Annotated in this window: 16 protein-coding genes; 6 read left to right on the forward strand and 10 right to left on the reverse strand. The window is 59.5% G+C overall.

Going from position 1 to position 16,823, the window contains the following annotated elements:
• Nucleotides 1-88 precede the first annotated feature (88 nt).
• Nucleotides 89-4,411: a DNA glycosylase AlkZ-like family protein gene (locus AO242_RS07170; protein WP_099268182.1), complete on the reverse strand. Its 4,323-nt coding sequence runs from the start codon at nucleotides 4,409-4,411 to the stop codon at nucleotides 89-91.
• 286 nt (nucleotides 4,412-4,697) lie between these two features.
• Between AO242_RS07170 and AO242_RS07175 the strand changes: the two genes are divergently transcribed.
• Nucleotides 4,698-5,582: a sugar nucleotide-binding protein gene (locus tag AO242_RS07175; RefSeq protein ID WP_049827086.1), complete on the forward strand. Its 885-nt coding sequence runs from the start codon at nucleotides 4,698-4,700 to the stop codon at nucleotides 5,580-5,582.
• Complete coding sequence (locus AO242_RS07180; RefSeq protein WP_099268183.1) at nucleotides 5,575-6,504, forward strand: NAD-dependent epimerase/dehydratase family protein; 930 nt, start codon at nucleotides 5,575-5,577, stop codon at nucleotides 6,502-6,504. Before AO242_RS07175 ends, AO242_RS07180 begins: the two co-directional genes overlap by 8 nt.
• Before the next feature lie 203 nt (nucleotides 6,505-6,707).
• Here AO242_RS07180 and AO242_RS07185 read toward each other — a convergent pair whose 3' ends face one another.
• The 6 genes from AO242_RS07185 to AO242_RS29275 form a co-directional block, all read right to left on the reverse strand.
• Nucleotides 6,708-7,394: an OmpW/AlkL family protein gene (locus AO242_RS07185; RefSeq protein WP_099268184.1), complete on the reverse strand. Its 687-nt coding sequence runs from the start codon at nucleotides 7,392-7,394 to the stop codon at nucleotides 6,708-6,710.
• Nucleotides 7,395-7,651: 257 nt separating this feature from the next.
• On the reverse strand, nucleotides 7,652-8,173 hold the full coding sequence (locus AO242_RS07190; protein ID WP_099268185.1) for a DUF3299 domain-containing protein: 522 nt from the start codon (nucleotides 8,171-8,173) through the stop codon (nucleotides 7,652-7,654).
• An 11-nt stretch (nucleotides 8,174-8,184) separates the two neighbouring features.
• The gene (locus AO242_RS07195; RefSeq protein WP_027901692.1) at nucleotides 8,185-9,450 is read right to left on the reverse strand and encodes an ABC transporter permease; all 1,266 of its coding nucleotides are present in this window, start codon (nucleotides 9,448-9,450) and stop codon (nucleotides 8,185-8,187) included.
• Nucleotide 9,451: 1 nt separating this feature from the next.
• A complete protein-coding gene (locus AO242_RS07200; protein WP_099268186.1) occupies nucleotides 9,452-10,162 on the reverse strand; it encodes an ABC transporter ATP-binding protein in 711 nt (236 codons plus the stop codon).
• A 74-nt stretch (nucleotides 10,163-10,236) separates the two neighbouring features.
• A complete protein-coding gene (locus AO242_RS07205) occupies nucleotides 10,237-10,830 on the reverse strand; it encodes a DUF2796 domain-containing protein (protein WP_099268187.1) in 594 nt (197 codons plus the stop codon).
• 203 nt (nucleotides 10,831-11,033) lie between these two features.
• Nucleotides 11,034-11,228, reverse strand: a complete 195-nt coding sequence (locus AO242_RS29275; protein WP_141562192.1) for a hypothetical protein — start codon at nucleotides 11,226-11,228, stop codon at nucleotides 11,034-11,036.
• A 515-nt stretch (nucleotides 11,229-11,743) separates the two neighbouring features.
• Between AO242_RS29275 and AO242_RS07220 the strand changes: the two genes are divergently transcribed.
• Entirely contained in the window at nucleotides 11,744-12,100 is a 357-nt protein-coding gene (locus AO242_RS07220) for a hypothetical protein (protein ID WP_099268189.1), read from the forward strand.
• 10 nt (nucleotides 12,101-12,110) lie between these two features.
• On the opposite strand, the gene trxA is transcribed toward AO242_RS07220, so the two are convergent.
• The 3 genes from trxA to AO242_RS07240 all read right to left on the reverse strand — a co-directional run bounded on the left by trxA (nucleotide 12,111) and on the right by AO242_RS07240 (nucleotide 14,267).
• On the reverse strand, nucleotides 12,111-12,983 hold the full coding sequence (trxA, locus tag AO242_RS07225) for a thioredoxin (RefSeq protein ID WP_027901696.1): 873 nt from the start codon (nucleotides 12,981-12,983) through the stop codon (nucleotides 12,111-12,113).
• A gap of 133 nt (nucleotides 12,984-13,116) precedes the next feature.
• Nucleotides 13,117-13,818 (reverse strand): class I SAM-dependent methyltransferase, encoded by a 702-nt coding sequence (locus AO242_RS07235; RefSeq protein ID WP_099268190.1) that lies wholly within the window; start codon nucleotides 13,816-13,818, stop codon nucleotides 13,117-13,119.
• Complete coding sequence (locus AO242_RS07240; protein WP_027901697.1) at nucleotides 13,815-14,267, reverse strand: hypothetical protein; 453 nt, start codon at nucleotides 14,265-14,267, stop codon at nucleotides 13,815-13,817. Before AO242_RS07240 ends, AO242_RS07235 begins: the two co-directional genes overlap by 4 nt.
• A gap of 219 nt (nucleotides 14,268-14,486) precedes the next feature.
• On the opposite strand from AO242_RS07240, the gene nrdR reads away from it, so the two are divergent.
• From nrdR to AO242_RS07260, 3 genes are read left to right on the forward strand one after another with little or no spacing between them, the layout of a single operon-like run.
• Nucleotides 14,487-14,951 carry a transcriptional regulator NrdR gene (nrdR, locus tag AO242_RS07250; protein ID WP_027901698.1) on the forward strand — a complete coding sequence of 155 codons (465 nt, stop codon included), beginning with the start codon at nucleotides 14,487-14,489 and terminating at the stop codon, nucleotides 14,949-14,951.
• Between the two features lie 41 nt (nucleotides 14,952-14,992).
• The gene (gene ribD, locus AO242_RS07255) at nucleotides 14,993-16,093 is read left to right on the forward strand and encodes a bifunctional diaminohydroxyphosphoribosylaminopyrimidine deaminase/5-amino-6-(5-phosphoribosylamino)uracil reductase RibD (protein ID WP_176560582.1); all 1,101 of its coding nucleotides are present in this window, start codon (nucleotides 14,993-14,995) and stop codon (nucleotides 16,091-16,093) included.
• A 47-nt stretch (nucleotides 16,094-16,140) separates the two neighbouring features.
• Nucleotides 16,141-16,812: a riboflavin synthase gene (locus AO242_RS07260; RefSeq protein WP_027901700.1), complete on the forward strand. Its 672-nt coding sequence runs from the start codon at nucleotides 16,141-16,143 to the stop codon at nucleotides 16,810-16,812.
• Nucleotides 16,813-16,823 lie beyond the last annotated feature (11 nt).

The following is a 16,823-nucleotide window of genomic DNA, read 5'->3' on the forward strand; positions in this document are numbered from 1 at the left end:
CTAAAGCCGGTCCTACAAGGTCAATAGCGCATGAGCAAGCTTGCAGGCCAACATAGAATCTCCCACAGGGAATCGGTGCTTTTCAAAGTCAGCGCAACAACCTGTCCCGCACCTGCGCCATCGCTTCCGGTTCCAGCTCCAGCCAATACTGGGGTTTGCCCGCAATCACTGCTGCAGCCGGAATCCCATCGCGATACACCAGCCGATTGCCCACCAGCGCGGGCACTTTACTGCCTGGCAGCAGCGTGCCTTGCAGATTCAGCGGATCAACGGCGCTCAGGCTGATCAGGCTGCCGTCCAGTGGACGTTTGCGAATCTCGCGCAGCACCGGGATGGCTTCAGGCAGTGCGAATTGCTCGCCCGCCAGACCACTGACGAAGCGCCCGCCGCGGATTTCACCCCGTGCTTCAAGCCGATGAAAGGTGCGTAGCAATTCCCGCCAGCTTGGCAGCCAGTCGGCTTCGCGTTCCAGTAATCGCCAGAACACCACGCCATACCGGCGCAACAGAGTCATCGCGACATGCTCCAGCACTTGCGGGTCTACAGGTTGTGGGCGCTTGCTGGCGACAGTGGCCGGACGCGTCGAACGCTTCAGTAACGCCCAACGCCCGGCATCGTCCATGCCGCCAATAAACGCTCCGCGATTACGTCGGCTGGTGTGCGCCGAGCGCTTGCTGGCCGGAGTGATCAAGGCGCGGAGCCCGGCAAAGCTGTCGGCATTCACCAACCCGGCAGCCACCAACTCTTGCAGCGCGATTTCAAGTTCCGCGCGTAGCAAATGCGCTTCGCTCACCAGTTCATCAAAAAACATCGCGCCTTGCTGGGTCAGTGCCGCATGTACTTTCTGCGCCTTGGGCGACAACTCGTCGGGCTCTGGCTGCTCGGTCAAGCCGCTCCATAAGCTGACCTGGCTGCGGGGCAGCAAAACAATCGGAGTGCTGCGCAACGCCACCGCGCCGGTTTTAGTGTGGGCGGCCAGTCGCGTCCAGACGACCTTGCCCGAGCGGCAGATTTCATCGAGCCAGAGTGACGAGTAATCCTTGATCCGGGCCGACAGCAAGTCGCTGTCCCAAGCCCCGGCGGCAGCGCTGAAGCCCTCAAGTTGACTGATGATTTCCGGCAGCGCTGCTCGGCCCTGGCTGCGCGTGGCTGTGGACAAATGCTGCCAGTCGAATAGAAAGCGCATGAAGTCTTGTAATGATACCGGCTCGATTTCCCGGCGCAGTCGCTTGACGGTGTAGCGATGAATCCTCGCCAGCAAATGCCGTTCGCACCACTGGTCCTCAGTGGCTCCGGGGCTGAAGCGTCCGCGCAGCACGTAGCCTTCGCTTTCCAGCCGAGCCAGCGCCTGAGCCACGCTGCTGGCGCTCAACGCCAACGGCTCGGCGATGTCCTGCGTTGGCATCGGGCCAAAGCCGCTCAAGCGGGCGCGCACCACTTCAACGATCGCCTCATCGGCGTCCCATGCATCATCGAAGCCGGGCAGGGCACTTAACGGTGGGTGCATGTTCGACTGTGGATAAATGGCCCGCAGGCATGTGAGGCGTTCCAAAGGCACCCACAACCCCTCATCGGCGCCGACCTCGAAACACGTGGCGCGGCCGGAACGGGCCAAGGATTCCAGCCATTTCAGCCAACTCCCATTCGCGCCGGCCTCCGTGTTGCTGACACAACTCAGGCTCATCAACGCTTCATGCATCTCGTCGATGTTCTGTGGTTGAGGCCAGGCTTCTTCGTTGACTGCGGCAATAGCGTCGGCATCCAGCGCGCCGAGATCGTCCGAAGATTGCGGATCACTCCAGCGCCGATTGAGCACGGCTTGAGTGCGACGCTCCTCCAAGGGGGCGTCGTCGAGAAAGGCGTAGGGCCGCGCGTTGAGAATTTCGGCGGCCAGCGGTGACGGTGCGGGCAGGTCGCGCGCAATCAGCCGGACTTCGCCCTGTTCCATGCGCCGCAGCAGCTTCAGCCATCCTTCAGTGTCCATCGCTTCGTGCAGGCAATCGTCGAGGGTTTGCTCCACCAATGGATGGTTCGGCACTTCACGTTCGCCGACGATGTTTTCCAGGCAGGCGATCTGATCGGGGAAAACCGTTGCGATCAGGTCTTCGCTTTTCATGCGCTGCAATTGTGGCGCGACTTTACGTCCGCCGGTGTAGCGCGGCAGCGCCAACGCGGTCCCGGCATTCCAGCGCCAGCGCACGCCGAACAGCGGCGCATCGAGTACGGCCTGAATCAGCAGATGTTCCGCTGTGTTGGCGTTCAGATAACGCCAGACTTCATCCAGTTCGAAGCTATGGCTGGTGGACAGCGACAGCACAATCGCGTCTTCGCTGGCGGCGGCTTGAAGCTCGAAATTGAACGTGCGGCAGAAGCGTTTGCGTAACGCCAGGCCCCAGGCACGGTTAAGTCGGCTGCCGAACGGCGTATGGATGATCAGTTGCGTACCGCCGGACTCGTCGAAAAACCGTTCCATGATCAATGTGTCTTGCGACGGCAACGCAGTCAGTACCGAGCGAGTCCGCGCCAGGTAATCCACCAGTTGCTCGGCACTCGCCAGATTCAGCCCGAGTGTGTCGATCAACCAGTCAGTGCAAGGCTGTAGATCGCCGGGGTGGGCGCCTAACAGTTCGTCAATCTGACCTTGCAGGCGTGCCACGGCAAACGACAATTCATCGCTTCTGCCCGGTGCTTCGCCCATCCAGAATGGAATGTTGGGCGGCTGGCCTTGGGCGTCTTCAACCCTTACGCGGCCGCTCTCGATGCGCAGGATGCGGTACGACGTGTTACCCAGCTGGAAGATGTCCCCGGCGATGCTTTCGATCGCGAAGTCCTCGTTGACGGTGCCAATGTTCAGCGCCTGCGGCTCGAGAATCACACTGTAGTCGGCGTTATCCGGAATCGTGCCGCCACTGGTGACAGCGGTCAGCTTGCTGCCTCGTCGACCCCGTAAGGTGCGGGTCATGGCATCGCGATGCAGGTAAGCGCCGCGCACGCCCTGACTTCCGCTATAGCCTTCGGCCAACATACTCAACAATGCCTGATAGTGATCAGCGTCCAGCCCGGCGTAGGGCGACGCTCGACGAAACATTCCCAGCAGCGCGTCTTCGTGCCATTCCTGCAAGCTGACTTCAGCGACGATCTGCTGTGCGAGCACGTCCAGCGGCGCTTTGGGGATCTGCAAAATATCCAGCTCGCCACGCCGCACGCAATCGAGAAGCGCGGCGCATTCGATCAGGTCGTCGCGGGAGGTCGCAAACAGCCGACCTTTGGGCGTGCCACCGACGTGGTGCCCGGAGCGTCCGACCCGTTGCAGAAAGGCGGAGATGGAGCGCGGCGAAGCGATCTGACACACCAGATCCACATCGCCGATATCGATGCCCAGCTCAAGGGATGCCGTCGCAATCAGCACCTGCAAATCGCCGCGTTTGAGGCGTTGCTCGGAATCGAGCCGTTGCTCCTTGGCAAGGCTGCCATGATGCGCAGCCACTGCTTCTCGGCTCAGGCGATCACTCAAGTGTCGCGCCATGCGTTCAGCCATGCGCCGGGTGTTGACGAAAATCAGCGTGGTCCGGTGCTCACGTGCCAATTCGGCAAGGCGGTCGTACACCAGCTCCCAGACATCATTGGACATGACCGGCCCCAAGGGCACGGGCGGTACTTCGATCCCCAGGTCCCGCGGCCGTGCATGGCCGATATCGACGATGGTGCACGGACGCTCTATCGGGTCCGCGCCCACCAGAAAGCGCGACACCTGCTCGATGGGTTTTTGCGTCGCCGATAATCCGATGCGCAGCAACGGTTCGCTGCACAGGGCTTGCAGCCGCTCCAGTGTCAGCGCCAGGTGGCTGCCGCGCTTGCTGGCCGCGATGGCGTGGATCTCGTCGACAATTACCGTGCGCGTGCTGGCCAGCATGCGTCTGCCAGAGTCGGAGCCGAGCAATACGTAAAGCGATTCTGGCGTAGTCACCAGAATGTGCGGCGCGGTCTTGCGCATGGCGGCGCGATCTTTCTGCGGCGTATCCCCGGTTCGCACGGCAGTGCTGATACGCAACGGCGGCAGATTCATGCGCTGTAATTGTTCCGTGATGCCTGCCAGCGGGTTTTGCAGATTGATCTGAATGTCGTTCGATAAGGCCTTGAGCGGCGAGACGTAAACCACGAAGGTCTGCTCGGGTAACTCGCCGCCGTGCTCAAGGCCTCGATGCACGAGATCATCAAGCACAGCCAGAAACGCCGTCAGGGTTTTCCCGGAGCCGGTGGGCGCGGCAATCAGCGTCGAGCGCCGGGCCTTGATCAACGGCCACGCCTGCGCCTGCGCGGGCGTCACCGCGGGGAAGGTATTGCGGAACCAGGCACTGACCGCCGGATGAAAACCGTCGAGTGCCGGGTCGGGAATAAGCGGGAGGTTCATGGGCAAATTAATGAGGGTGGCACGGGGAAGATGCAAGCGCCTTTGATCGGTGTAGGCCTGCCCGCCCGTAGGACCGGCTTTAGCCGGGAGAGCTGGTTTGTTGACAACGAAAATCGGGTGGATGTGCCGAAGTCCTCCCGGCTAAAGTCGGTCCTACGAGTCGGGCGGAGCTAAAGGAAAAATCCCACAGCCCTCAACGGTTGGGGGTTAAGCGCCGACGTGATATGTTTGCAGGCGTTTTACACATAATATTTCAACTGAATTTGATACCGAGCCTGCTGACTCTATGCGAATGCGCCTTATGCTGTTGGGCGGCGGGAATGCCCTCGGGCAGGCGCTGATTCGTCTGGGTGCAGAGGAAGACATTGGCTTCCTGGCACCGCGTCCACCGCAAGACGGATGGGATGCAGCGAGTCTGACGCAACTGCTTGATGACACCCGCCCCGATGCCTTGATCAATCTTGCCTACTATTTCGACTGGTTTCAGGCGGAATCCGTAAGCGACGCGCGCCTGTCCAGTCAGGAACGCTCTGTCGAGCGCCTCGCCGAGCTGTGCCAGCATCACAACATTGTGTTACTGCAGCCTTCCAGCTATCGGGTGTTTGATGGTTCGCGGGCGACGGCCTACAGTGAAAAAGACGAGCCGGTGCCGTTGGGCGCACGTGGCCAGGCACTCTTGCGTATCGAGCAAAGTGTTCGAGCTACCTGCCCGCAGCACCTGCTGCTGCGTTTCGGCTGGCTACTCGATGACAGTGCCGAGGGTGTGTTGGGGCGTTTTCTCAAGCGCGCCGAATCGACGCAAGAGCTGCTGATGGCCGACGACCGACGTGGCAACCCGACGCCCGTAGACGATGCCGCGCGGGTCATGATTGCTGTCCTCAAACAGCTCGATTGTGAAGCGCCGTTGTGGGGTACTTACCACTACGCCGGTCATGAGGCCACGACGCCGCTGGCGCTGGGGCAGGCGATTCTCACCGAAGCCCGCTTGTTGCATCCGCTGGCCATAGAGTCACCAACTGCGCAGGCCCACGCTGCACGTCCCGATGCAGCGGACGAGCCTCAACATGGCGTGCTGGCCTGCAAGAAAATCCTTCATACCTTCGGCGTCAAACCTCGTGCATGGCGTGCCGGGTTGCCGAGTCTTCTGGATCGTTATTACCGCCATGTCTGATCTTCCCGTCCTGATCACCGGCGGTGCCGGTTTCATTGGCTCGCATCTGGCCGATGCACTACTGGCCCAAGGGCATTCGGTGCGCATTCTCGATGACCTTTCCACCGGCAAGCGCAGCAACCTTGCGTTGGATAATCCCCGTATCGAATTGATCGAGGGTGATGTTGCCGATGCCGATCTGGTGAAGCGCGCTGCGCTAGGCTGCAAAGCGGTTGTGCATCTGGCAGCTGTTGCTTCGGTGCAAGCGTCGGTGGACGACCCGGTGCGTACGCATCAAAGCAATTTCATCGGCACGTTGAACGTATGTGAAGCCATGCGCGAGGCCGGTATCAAGCGCGTAGTTTTTGCCTCCAGTGCTGCGATCTATGGGAACAATGGCGAGGGCGAAGCTATCAGCGAAGACACGCCCAAAGCGCCGTTGACGCCTTATGCCTCGGACAAGCTGTCCAGCGAGCACTACCTCGACTTCTACGGCCGCCAGCATGGTCTGGAGCCGGCTATCTTTCGTTTCTTCAACATCTTTGGCCCGCGCCAGGATCCTTCCTCGCCATACTCGGGTGTGATCAGTATCTTTGCCGAGCGTGCAGAAAAAGGCCTGCCCATCGCTGTGTTTGGCGATGGCGAACAAACACGGGATTTCTTCTACGTGGGCGACGTGGTCAAGTTGCTGACTCAAGCACTGGATCTGCCGCAGGTCGAGTCGGGTGCGGTCAATGTGGGTCTGAACCAGACCACATCGTTGAACCAGTTGCTGGCGGCATTGGCAGACGTCGTGGGCAAACAGCCACAAGTGACGTATCAAACCGCGCGTTCCGGCGACATCCGCCACTCACGAGCGAACAATCAGCGCCTGCTGGAGCGGTTTACCCTGGATGAGCCGACGCCGTTGAAAGTCGGTCTGGCGAAACTGCTCGGTCGCTGATCCAGACCCACAAAAAAAGCACCCGTGAGGTGCTTTTTTTGTGGGTGCATATTTGGCTGTAAACACATCACCTGTAGGACCGGCTTTAGCCGGGAGAGGGCCAGTACATTCGCAATATATCCTCCATCCGAGACAATGCCCTCCCGGCTAAAGCCGGTCCTACGGGTACAGCGTTCGCGACGTCCAGGCTCAGCGTCAGCGTCCTAGAACTTGTAACCCACACCCACCATATAAACCCACGGATCAATGTCCACACTCACTTTGGTTTTGCCAACGCTCAGGGCTGAAGGGCCGTCGACAGTCGCTTCAGTGTCGATGTCCACATACCAGACTGAGGCGTTAACCAAAATGTTGTCGGTCAGCAAGTAGTCCATGCCGACTTGTGCAGCCAGGCCGACGGAGTCTTTCATCTTCAGGTTGCTGAAGCCCTGGCTTTTACGATTGCCAGTCAGGTCGGTGTCAAAGAACATGGTGTAGTTGATGCCGACACCCGCGTAGGGCTGGAACTTCGACGACGCTTCCATCGGGTAGTACTGCAGCGACAGAGTCGGCGGTAACTGCTTAACATCTGCCAGTTTGCCATCCAGGCCCGGGCCCAGACCTTTGACCGAAACGGTGTGGCTGAAAGGTGTTGCCGCCAGCAATTCGATACCCACGTGCGGGGTAATCATGTAGCCGAACGTCAGACCAAGCTGGTTCTCACCATCAACAGTCGCCTTGGTGCCGGAGACTTTGGTGCCGTCGAGTTTCACCTCACCGCTGTCTTCATTTGGTTCAACGTGCGCGACACCGGCACGCACGATGAAATCACCCGCCTCATAAGCCTGAGCGGCGAAAGGGGCGCTGAGCGCCAGCGCGAAGAGGGAAGCGCTGAGCAGGGTCTTGTTCATGAGGGCTCCAAAAAGGCGATTCAAGTTGTCTGTCGCCAATGGTACGGAGCGTCTGAACCAAGGCTTTGACACAGCTCAATGAAATCGCAATGAAGCCCCCTGAAACGATCTTTTGTGCCCAACCGGTAGGAGCGAACTTGTTCGCGAAAGGGCCGGCACATCCGCTGCATCTGCTTTGTCAGGAGTCCTGCTTTCCCAGCTGAATCCTGTCCCACGGGATTGCGCGAATTTAAAGGCAAACTCCCCCGCAGGTAGGCCTAATTATCGGGCAGCTCGTAAACCAGGATCTTGTCTGCCTCCATGCTGTAGCCCGCGTCGGCCAACTCGCTGGTCGAGGCTTTGACCTGCATTGGACCTTCGATCCAGTACGGCTGATAAAGCTCTTCGACCTTCACGCCCAGCTCGCTGGTGACATGCACGATCTGATTCGAAGGCGGTGGCGGCACGTGGATGCACGCGCCAAAGTACGGCACCAGCAGAAACTCTGTGACGCGGCCTTCTTCGCTGACTTCCAGCGGCACGATATAACCCGGCAAGCGCACATTCTGGCCATCCAGCGCCTTGACCACTGGGGCGTGGGGCGATTGTTGATGCGCGGCGGGCGCTGACTCCACTGACAGCGCATCGGACAGTTTCGACAGGTCATGAATGGGCGCAGTGATCGGCGCGATTTTTGGCGCATCCGGCGGGATCATTTGTTCCCAGGTCAGCACCTTCGGCTCGGCCGCCCACAACGGTGAGCTGACTGACAACAGCAAAACCAACAACAGGCGCCGCATGTTCAACGTCCTCATAAACGAATCGACAAGCCATCAGCCAACGACTGCCGATAGGCGCGCCACGCAGGCACAACACCCATCAACAACGCGGCAGCCAGAATGCCACCGAGTAGCGTCCATTCATATTCGCTGGGCAGCGAAAGCGGCAGGAACAGGCCGTAATTGCTCTGTACATAGCCTTGTGCAGAAGCGATGCCGACGTATAACAGGACCATGCCACTGACCACTCCCGCGAGTGCCAGGGCGAAGGCTTCCATGATCAGCAACGTTGCGATGTGCCAGGGGCGGGCGCCCACTGAGCGCAGAATTGCCATCTCTCTGCGTCGCTCGTTAAGGCTTGTAAGAATGGCCGTGAGCATGCCGATCAAACCGGTCAGGACCACGAACAGCGAAATCACGAACAAGGCTTTTTCGGCCGTACCCATCAGGCTCCACAGTTCCTGAAGGGCCACGCCCGGCAGGATCGCCAGCAACGGCTCGCCGCGGAATTCATTGATCTGGCGCTGCATCGAGAAGGTGGCGATCTTGCTGTTCAAGCCCAGCATGAACGCGGTAATTGCTTTGGGCGTCAGGTCCATATTGCGCGCCTGATCAGCAGAAATGCGTCCGTTGCCGTGAGCGGGCGCGCCGTTTTGCCAGTCAATATGGATCGCTTCCATGCCGCCGAGGCTGATGTGTAACGTGCGATCCACTGGCGTGCCGGTACGCTTGAGAATACCGACCACGGTAAACGGTTTGTCGTCGTGTTTGACCAGACTGATCGCCGCTACGCCATGGGCCAGCACCAGCTTGTCGCCGAGTTTGTATTTCAAGGCATCGGCCACTTCGGCGCCGAGCACCACTTCAAAGGGGTCTGTCGCAAAGGCCCGACCTTGTGCCAGTTCCAGGTGTTGCTGGCGGCCAAACTGGTAATGCTCGAAGTAGTTTTCGTTGGTACCCATCACTCGATAACCGCGATGGGAGTCACCCAGGGAAATCGGGATGGCCCATTTCACTTGTTTGCTTTGGGCGATTTCTTCAAAGCTGTCCCAGCGAATATTGTTGGTTGCATTACCGATACGGAACACCGAATACAGCAACAGATTGATCGAGCCGGAGCGAGCGCCGACGATCAAATCCGTGCCGCTGATGGTGCTGGCGAAACTGGCGCGGGCTTCGGTACGCACGCGCTCCACCGCCAGCAACAGGCAGACCGACAAGGCAATGGCGAATGCGGTAAGGAAGGCGGTGAAACGACGGTTAGCCAGACTGGCCATGGCTAGGCGAAACAAATACATCTCAAACCTCTGCGGCGACGGCGGCGCGATTGAGTTCGGACAACGACAGACTGCGGTCGAACAGCGGTGCCAGGCTCTGGTCGTGGCTGACGAACAACAGGCTACTGCCTGCTTCGCGGCATTCGGCGAACAACAACTTGATGAACGCTTCCCGTGCGTCGGTATCCAGCGCGGAGGTCGGTTCGTCCGCGATCACCAATTCGGGCTGACCGATCAACGCTCGTGCGGCTGCCACCCTTTGTTGTTGGCCGATGGACAGTGAGTCGGCGCGGCGACTGAGCATCTCCGGGTCTTTCAAACCCAGATGAGCCAACAGTGTAACGGCGGCATTTTCTACGCTGCCGTGGCGCTGTTTCGCACGTTCGGCGCGGACTTTGGAGAAGTGACACGGCAACTCGACGTTTTCACGCACCGAGAGAAACGGCAGCAGGTTGAACTGCTGGAAGATATAGCCGGTGTGATTGACGCGAAAACGATCACGCTCACCGGATGATAGTTCGGTGAGCTCCTGACCCAGCAGGCGAATGCTGCCGCGATTGGGTTTCTGCACGCCGCCCAGCAAACCCAGCAGCGTTGTCTTGCCACTGCCGCTGGGGCCTTTGAGGAACAGTGTTTCGCCCGGTTCCAGGCGGAACGCCGGGATATCCAGCAATTGCGCATGGCCTGGCCACGTGAAGCCAAGGTCTGCCAATTCGATAAGTGCTTGGGTCATAACCGTCTTCGGAATCCGGCTGAGTGTAAATCAAACGACCGGGCAAGCCCGGTCGGTTTTCAACAATAGCTGAATCAGAATTTCAGGCTTGGATTGCTTGGGCGTACTTCGGCACCTGACTGGCCTTTTGGCGAGATCAACTGAACCTGAAGTTTTTCGGTGCCCGGGAACGATTTGAAGATGGTCGACAGGTCGAGGGTTTTCAGCACGGCCGGGACCTTGCAGGTGAATTTGTAAGTGCCGTGGATTTCGCTGTGCTCGTGCTCATCGTGGGCGTCTTTGGCGTCATGATCGTGATCATGGTCCGCGTCAGCCTCAGGCTTGTCACCGAACAATGGGCTTTCCAGCTTCTGGGAAACCACGTTGCACTCGGCAGCTTCAGGGATGCTGAACAGGGCGTGGGGCTTGAGCAGCACATCTTTGGCCGCGGCTACTTTGGCTTTGTCTTCGGCGCTGGTAGCCAGATGCTCAAACCCGACGAGGTTCATGGCTGGGCTGTCCAGTTCGAACTCCAGCGTGCCGCCGACCAGCGCAACGTCCAGCCGACCCACACCGTGCTCATGCGCGCCGAGACTACCGTGCTCGTGGTCGTGATCATGCTCGGGGGCCGCATTAGCCATGGCGAGTGGAAGCAGGGCGAAGGGCAAAGCGAGCAGCAGACGGCGCATAAAAACAGACTCCGGGCATGACTGGATAAAGATCGTTATGTGATCTTATAACAATTATTGTCGCGGGCGTGAGCTGGAATTTGGATTTGGGTAAGGATCACTTCCCCGGCAGGAGGCAACTTGTTGGCGAGACAGTCGTTCTGGTTGCGCAGGTCCAACGCCTCGCCAACAGTTGCCTCCTACCGGGTGATGTATTCCAATTATTAAACGCGCTGACCCCAGGGCCGCGCCCGGCCCAGGTCTTGAGCCAACGTGTAAATAATTGCCCGCCCGCCATGACTGGTCCAGCGCAGGGTTTCTATAAGTCGATGTTCATCGGGCGTGAGGTAGGCGAAGCCTTGGGTTTTGGCTTCGTGGAGGCAGTCGATGGGTTGGTGAGAATTTCTTTTTGATTTCATTTGAAGCTCCTTACGATTTTCTGGAGTTGCCTTCAAACGCTGCGATTCGAATGGGTGGCAACTGTGCGCAGGTTCGCAGACCGAGTCGTAAGGGTCCCGGCACATCCGAAGATGTCCCGCGCACAGCGGCCATATAACTTACAGGCTAGCTGTTCGTGGAAACTTACGACAATCGGGCTGCGAAACCCGTTCGCTGCTGCTGCAACGACCGGCGCACATTACCGACGCGGAACGCGATCCACGAGGTAACAACAGCGATTCAGAATGTAGGAATGGTCTCTGCCTGAATGCCTGGTTGTTGGAGCGAGGCTTGCCCGCGAACCAGTTGACTCGGTATGCCAGACACAACGCGTTATCGTTCTTCGCGGGCAAGCCTCGCTCCAACAGGATCTGCGCTATTCGGTGGGACCGGCTTTAGCCGGGAAAGGGCCAGTACAGTCACCAAAAATGCCCGGCAGGACAATCCATGCATCCCTATGCGAGCATGTCCCCCTGCAAAAAAAGAGGAAGCACCCATGTTGCGTATTCGTGGAACCGTTGGCGATTGGCCGGTGGATTTGACGCTGGAGCTGGACGAAGGCGATTGGGCGCAGCTTGGCGCTCAACTCAAAGCCGCCAAACCTGAAGCCACCGCCGCAGCCGTGGTCAGCAAACCGGCCAGTCAGGACGACAAGATCTGGCTGATCGCGTTGGATCTGCTGCGCAACGCCGGGCAGATAAATGGCCCTGAGTTGCTGGATCAACTGGAAGGTCTGACCGGCAGCACAGCGGCAGGCAAGCGCCTGTTAGTGCGCTTGCGCCACAGTTCGCAAGTCAAGGTCGAGAGCGGGCAGGACGCGCCCCTCTACAGCTGGGTTGGCACAGACGCCTGATGCCGGAAGCTTAGTACAGCGCAGCAAACAACTTGCGACGATAGGCAGTGACCAGCGGGTGGTCGTTGCCCAGCAGGTCGAAGACTTGCAGCAGGGTTTTGTGTGGCAAGCCGTCGGCGTAGTTGCGGTTGCGGATGAACAGCTTCAACAAGCCTTCCAGCGCCGCTTCGTATTGCTGGCGGGCCAGTTGTTGAATCGCCAGTTGATGCACGGCTTCGTCATCCTGCGGGTTTTGCGCCAGACGAGCTTTGAGGTCAGCTGCGTCAGGGAATGCCTTGGCTTCAGCCAGGAAGGTCAACTGCGCACGAGCACCGGCCAGATCAGCTTTGTGTTCGTCAGTCTTCACCGCGTCCAGGACTTGTCGTGCTTCGCCCAGTTCACCGCGCTCCGCCAGGCAGCGTGCGTAAAGAATCAGCGCTGCGGCGTTGGTGTTGTCTTCAGTCAGAATCTGTTGCAAAGCTGCTTCGGCTTCAGCGAAGTGGCTTTCAGCGAACATTTCCTGAGCCAGCTTCAGCGGGTCAGCGGCGACTGGCGCAGGCATGACCACGTGTTGTTCGAGAATCTTGCGGATCTCTGATTCAGGCTGCGCACCGGTGAAACCGTCGATGGGCTGACCATCCTTGAACAGCACAACCGTCGGCAGGCTACGTATGCCGAAGCGGGCGACGATGTCTTGCTCGGCGTCACAATCGACCTTCACCAGCAGCAATTCGCCCTGATAACTTTCAGTGATCTGCGCCAGCAATGGCATCAGCACTTTGCAGGGCGCGCACCATTCGGCCCAGAAGTCCACCAGTACGGGCTGGTCGAAAGACTTGTCGATGACCAGTTGCTGAAAGGTCGCCGCCGTAGCGTCGAAGATGTAGGTAGTGTCCTGGTTCATTGCGAATCTCGGGGGATCTGAATGGGGCCAACTATAAAGGGCGCTTGGGTTTGCGCAAAGCGATGAGTAGAGGGATCTGTTGGAGCGAGGCTTGCCCGCGAATCAGTCGCCTCGGTGTGGCAAGGACAACGCGTTATCGTTCTTCGCGGGCAAGCCTCGCTCCAACAGGGAATTGCATTTCAACTCGGGCAGCGTGATACAGGCTCACGTGACGAAACTCATGGGGCTCGGCCAGATCCGGCAACGTATGCGCTTCAAAGATATCCAGCCGTTGATAAGCCGGGTGCTGAAAATCCCGCACTCGCGAATCCGCCACCAAGGCTTGCCGCCCGCGACTGAGGAACTGATCCAGCAAGGGTAAATTGGCCCGGTCGTAGAGCACGTCAGCGACGATGATCAAATCGAAGCGATCCGCTTCGGCAAAGAAGTCCGCCGAGTAGCTCAACTGCACGCCGTTCAGTTCAGCATTGGCGCGGCAGGCTTCAAGGGCCAGCGGGTCAAGATCACAGGCCACCACTTCAAGTGCGCCCGCTTTAGCCGCTGCAATCCCTGCAACACCAGAGCCTGCGCCAAAATCCAGCACTCGCTTACCGGCGACCCAATGCGGTTGCTCTGCCAGAAACCGCGCCAGCGTCAGGCCGCTGGCCCAGCAGAAACTCCAGTACGGCGGCTCTTCAAGGATGCGTCGGGTTTCTTCGGGGCTGAAGGCGCGATCCATGTTCTCGGCGTCGACCAGCCACAGCCGCAAATCGGTGTCCGGCAGTGCTGTGGCGACCAGTTGCGCATCGCCAAGCAATTCGCTGAGTGCCTGTTGCAGGTGTTGCGGTGCAATCATGGAGCGGTTTCGAACTGCAAAGGCCCCAGCGCTTGTGTGACGGGTTGTTCAATACGCATCGACGGCAGATGCAGGATCAATTGCCCAGACTTGCTGGCACGGCCGCGCAGTTCTACGCGCTGACCCACCGGGAAGGCTTCCGGATTGAAACGCAGCTGGAAGGGCAGCGACTGATTGTTGCCTTGCAGCTTGGTGCTGGTCAGCAGTTTCTGCGGACGACCGCGCTCGTCGATCACCAGCAGCGCCAATTCAACTTCGGCGCCAGCCGGTACGCCCAGCAACTGGCCGCTCAGCTCTCGCTGGAAGGGCTGCAAGGGGCCGGGACCGGCCGGTACTTTAACAACGGGCACCGTGGCAGGTTTGGCCGGGGCAGTGTCAGGTGTCTCATTGCTGCTGCAGGCGGCAAGCAGGCCAATCAGGCTGAGCAACATCAGCGGTCGTAGCGTCATGAACAGCTCCAACAAAAAAAATCAATACGAAGGACAGCAGCAAACCGCTCAATGACGGTAACGCTAAATTACCCGCAAGCGCCGATAAATAGCCCAATGGCCAGCAGTATCGCTGAACACCGCGCCAGATGCGCGTCTATATAGCGCAAAGTCCAAGACTTGTCTTGCCAGCGGGATGCGCTACCATGGCGGCCCTTCCTATTTTTGTTGCCTGCCACCATGCACTGTCCCTTCTGCGGTGCCAATGACACCAAAGTCATCGATTCCCGCCTGGTTGCCGAAGGCGATCAAGTTCGTCGTCGTCGCGAATGCCTGGCGTGCGGTGAGCGTTTCACGACGTTCGAAACCGCCGAGCTGGTGCTCCCACGCCTGATCAAGCAAGACGGTAGCCGTCAGCCCTTCGATGAAGAGAAGCTGCGCGCCGGTATGCAGCGTGCCCTTGAGAAACGCCCGGTCAGCGTCGAGCGGCTGGAAGCTGCACTGGTGCACATCAAGCACAAGCTGCGCGCGACTGGCGAGCGCGAGGTTAAGTCGCTGGTGGTGGGCAATTTGGTCATGGGCGAACTGCAAAAGCTCGACGAAGTGGCGTATATCCGCTTTGCTTCTGTTTACAGGCGTTTTCAGGACCTCAACGAATTCCGCGAAGAAATCGATCGCCTGGCTCGCGAGCCAGCTAAAGAGTGAGTGCTTCGTTGACTGAGCAAACCGCGCTGGACACCCATTACATGGCGCGCGCGCTGGAACTGGCGCGCAAAGGGATTTACTCCACCCATCCCAACCCACGAGTCGGCTGCGTGATCGTGCGCGACGGGCAGATTGTCGGCGAAGGCTGGCACGCTCGCGCTGGCGAGCCGCATGCCGAAGTGCATGCCTTGCGTCAGGCGGGCGACAAGGCCAAAGGCGCGACGGCTTATGTGACGCTGGAGCCTTGCAGTCATCATGGCCGCACACCGCCGTGCGCCGATGCGCTGGTCGATGATGGCGTGGCGCGAGTGGTCGCAGCCATGCAGGACCCCAATCCCGATGTGGCCGGACGCGGTTTGCTGCGTTTGATGAATGCCGGTATTTCGGTGCAATGCGGGGTGTTGGAAGACGAAGCCCGGGCGCTGAACAAAGGCTTTCTCAAACGCATGATCAAAGGCTTGCCGTATGTGACGGTCAAGCTCGCCATGAGCCTGGACGGTCGCACCGCCATGGCCAGCGGCGAAAGCCAATGGATCACCGGCCCGGCTGCGCGTGGGGCGGTACAGCGTCTGCGTGCACAATCGAGTGTCGTGTTGACTGGCGCTGACACCGTGCTGGCCGACAAGGCTCGCCTGACTGTACGTCCTGATGAACTGGGCCTGAATGCCGAGCTCACCGGCTTGGCTATGACGCGTCCGCCGCTGCGGGTGTTGATCGACGGCCGATTGCGGGTGCCGCTGGATGCGCCGTTCTTTCAGGCCGGGCATGCGCTGGTGGTGACCTGCGCTGCGGCGTCAGCCCGCGAGCGTTATCACGATGAAGGCCACGACATGCTGGCCCTGGCCGGCAGCGGCGGTCATGTAGACCTGCGCAAGTTGCTGGTCGAGCTGGCGGCTCGCGGTATCAACGACGTGCTGATCGAAGCGGGCCCGCGTCTCGCGGGAGCGTTTACTCGCCTGGGGATGGTGGATGAATTCCAGATTTTCGTCGCAGGCAAGTTCCTTGGCTCTTCTGCTCGCCCATTGCTTGATCTGCCGCTGGCGCAGATGAGCGAGGCTTTTGAGCTGAAAATTACGGATATACGCGCCGTGGGTGATGACTGGCGAGTCATTGCAACCCCCAAGCTCCCACCCGGCGTATAATTTCGGCCTTTCGCTCAGCGCGCTGGGCTTGTTCTCCTGGAGGACCCATGTTTACTGGCATCATCGAATCCATCGGCAGCATCCGCGCCATCACCCCTAAAGGCGGCGATGTCCGTGTTTATGTCGAGACGGGCAAACTTGATCTGAGCGACGTCAAACTGGGCGACAGCATCGCGGTCAACGGCGTTTGCCTGACTGCTGTAGAGCTGCCCGGCGATGGCTTCTGGGCTGACGTCAGCCGTGAAACCCTCGACGTCACGGCGTTCATCGATCTCAAGACCGGCAGCCCGGTCAACCTGGAAAAGGCCCTGACCCCGACTACACGTCTGGGCGGCCATCTGGTCAGCGGCCACGTCGATGGTGTTGGCGAGATCGTTTCCCGCGAAGAAAACGCCCGCGCTATCCAGTTCAAAGTGCGTGCCCCCCGCGAGCTGGCCAAGTACATATCGCACAAAGGTTCTATCACGGTCGACGGCACCAGCCTGACCGTGAACGCCGTTGACGGTGCCGAGTTCGAGCTGACCATCGTGCCGCATACCCTGGCCGAAACCATCATGGCCGACTACCGTCCGGGCCGTAAGGTCAACCTTGAGGTGGATTTGCTGGCGCGTTATCTGGAGCGTTTGCTGATGGGCGACAAGGCCGCCGACTCCTCGAAAGGGCAGTCCGGCACCATCACCGAAAGCTTCCTGGCCGCCAACGGCTACCTCAAATCCTGAATTGAAGGAGG

This window comes from Pseudomonas sp. ICMP 561 (genome assembly GCF_002699985.1).
Taxonomy (GTDB): domain Bacteria; phylum Pseudomonadota; class Gammaproteobacteria; order Pseudomonadales; family Pseudomonadaceae; genus Aquipseudomonas; species Aquipseudomonas quasicaspiana.

Excerpts from the sequence above, each read along its gene's own strand:
- AO242_RS07170 (WP_099268182.1), bottom strand. The coding sequence starts at position 4,411 with ATGAACCTCCCGCTTATTCCCGACCCGGCACTCGACGGTTTTCATCCG.
- AO242_RS07175 (WP_049827086.1), top strand. The coding sequence starts at position 4,698 with ATGCGAATGCGCCTTATGCTGTTGGGCGGCGGGAATGCCCTCGGGCAG.
- AO242_RS07180 (WP_099268183.1), top strand. The coding sequence starts at position 5,575 with ATGTCTGATCTTCCCGTCCTGATCACCGGCGGTGCCGGTTTCATTGGC.
- AO242_RS07185 (WP_099268184.1), bottom strand. The coding sequence starts at position 7,394 with ATGAACAAGACCCTGCTCAGCGCTTCCCTCTTCGCGCTGGCGCTCAGC.
- AO242_RS07190 (WP_099268185.1), bottom strand. The coding sequence starts at position 8,173 with ATGCGGCGCCTGTTGTTGGTTTTGCTGTTGTCAGTCAGCTCACCGTTG.
- AO242_RS07195 (WP_027901692.1), bottom strand. The coding sequence starts at position 9,450 with ATGTATTTGTTTCGCCTAGCCATGGCCAGTCTGGCTAACCGTCGTTTC.
- AO242_RS07200 (WP_099268186.1), bottom strand. The coding sequence starts at position 10,162 with ATGACCCAAGCACTTATCGAATTGGCAGACCTTGGCTTCACGTGGCCA.
- AO242_RS07205 (WP_099268187.1), bottom strand. The coding sequence starts at position 10,830 with ATGCGCCGTCTGCTGCTCGCTTTGCCCTTCGCCCTGCTTCCACTCGCC.
- AO242_RS29275 (WP_141562192.1), bottom strand. The coding sequence starts at position 11,228 with ATGAAATCAAAAAGAAATTCTCACCAACCCATCGACTGCCTCCACGAA.
- AO242_RS07220 (WP_099268189.1), top strand. The coding sequence starts at position 11,744 with ATGTTGCGTATTCGTGGAACCGTTGGCGATTGGCCGGTGGATTTGACG.
- trxA (WP_027901696.1), bottom strand. The coding sequence starts at position 12,983 with ATGAACCAGGACACTACCTACATCTTCGACGCTACGGCGGCGACCTTT.
- AO242_RS07235 (WP_099268190.1), bottom strand. The coding sequence starts at position 13,818 with ATGATTGCACCGCAACACCTGCAACAGGCACTCAGCGAATTGCTTGGC.
- AO242_RS07240 (WP_027901697.1), bottom strand. The coding sequence starts at position 14,267 with ATGACGCTACGACCGCTGATGTTGCTCAGCCTGATTGGCCTGCTTGCC.
- nrdR (WP_027901698.1), top strand. The coding sequence starts at position 14,487 with ATGCACTGTCCCTTCTGCGGTGCCAATGACACCAAAGTCATCGATTCC.
- ribD (WP_176560582.1), top strand. The coding sequence starts at position 14,993 with ATGGCGCGCGCGCTGGAACTGGCGCGCAAAGGGATTTACTCCACCCAT.
- AO242_RS07260 (WP_027901700.1), top strand. The coding sequence starts at position 16,141 with ATGTTTACTGGCATCATCGAATCCATCGGCAGCATCCGCGCCATCACC.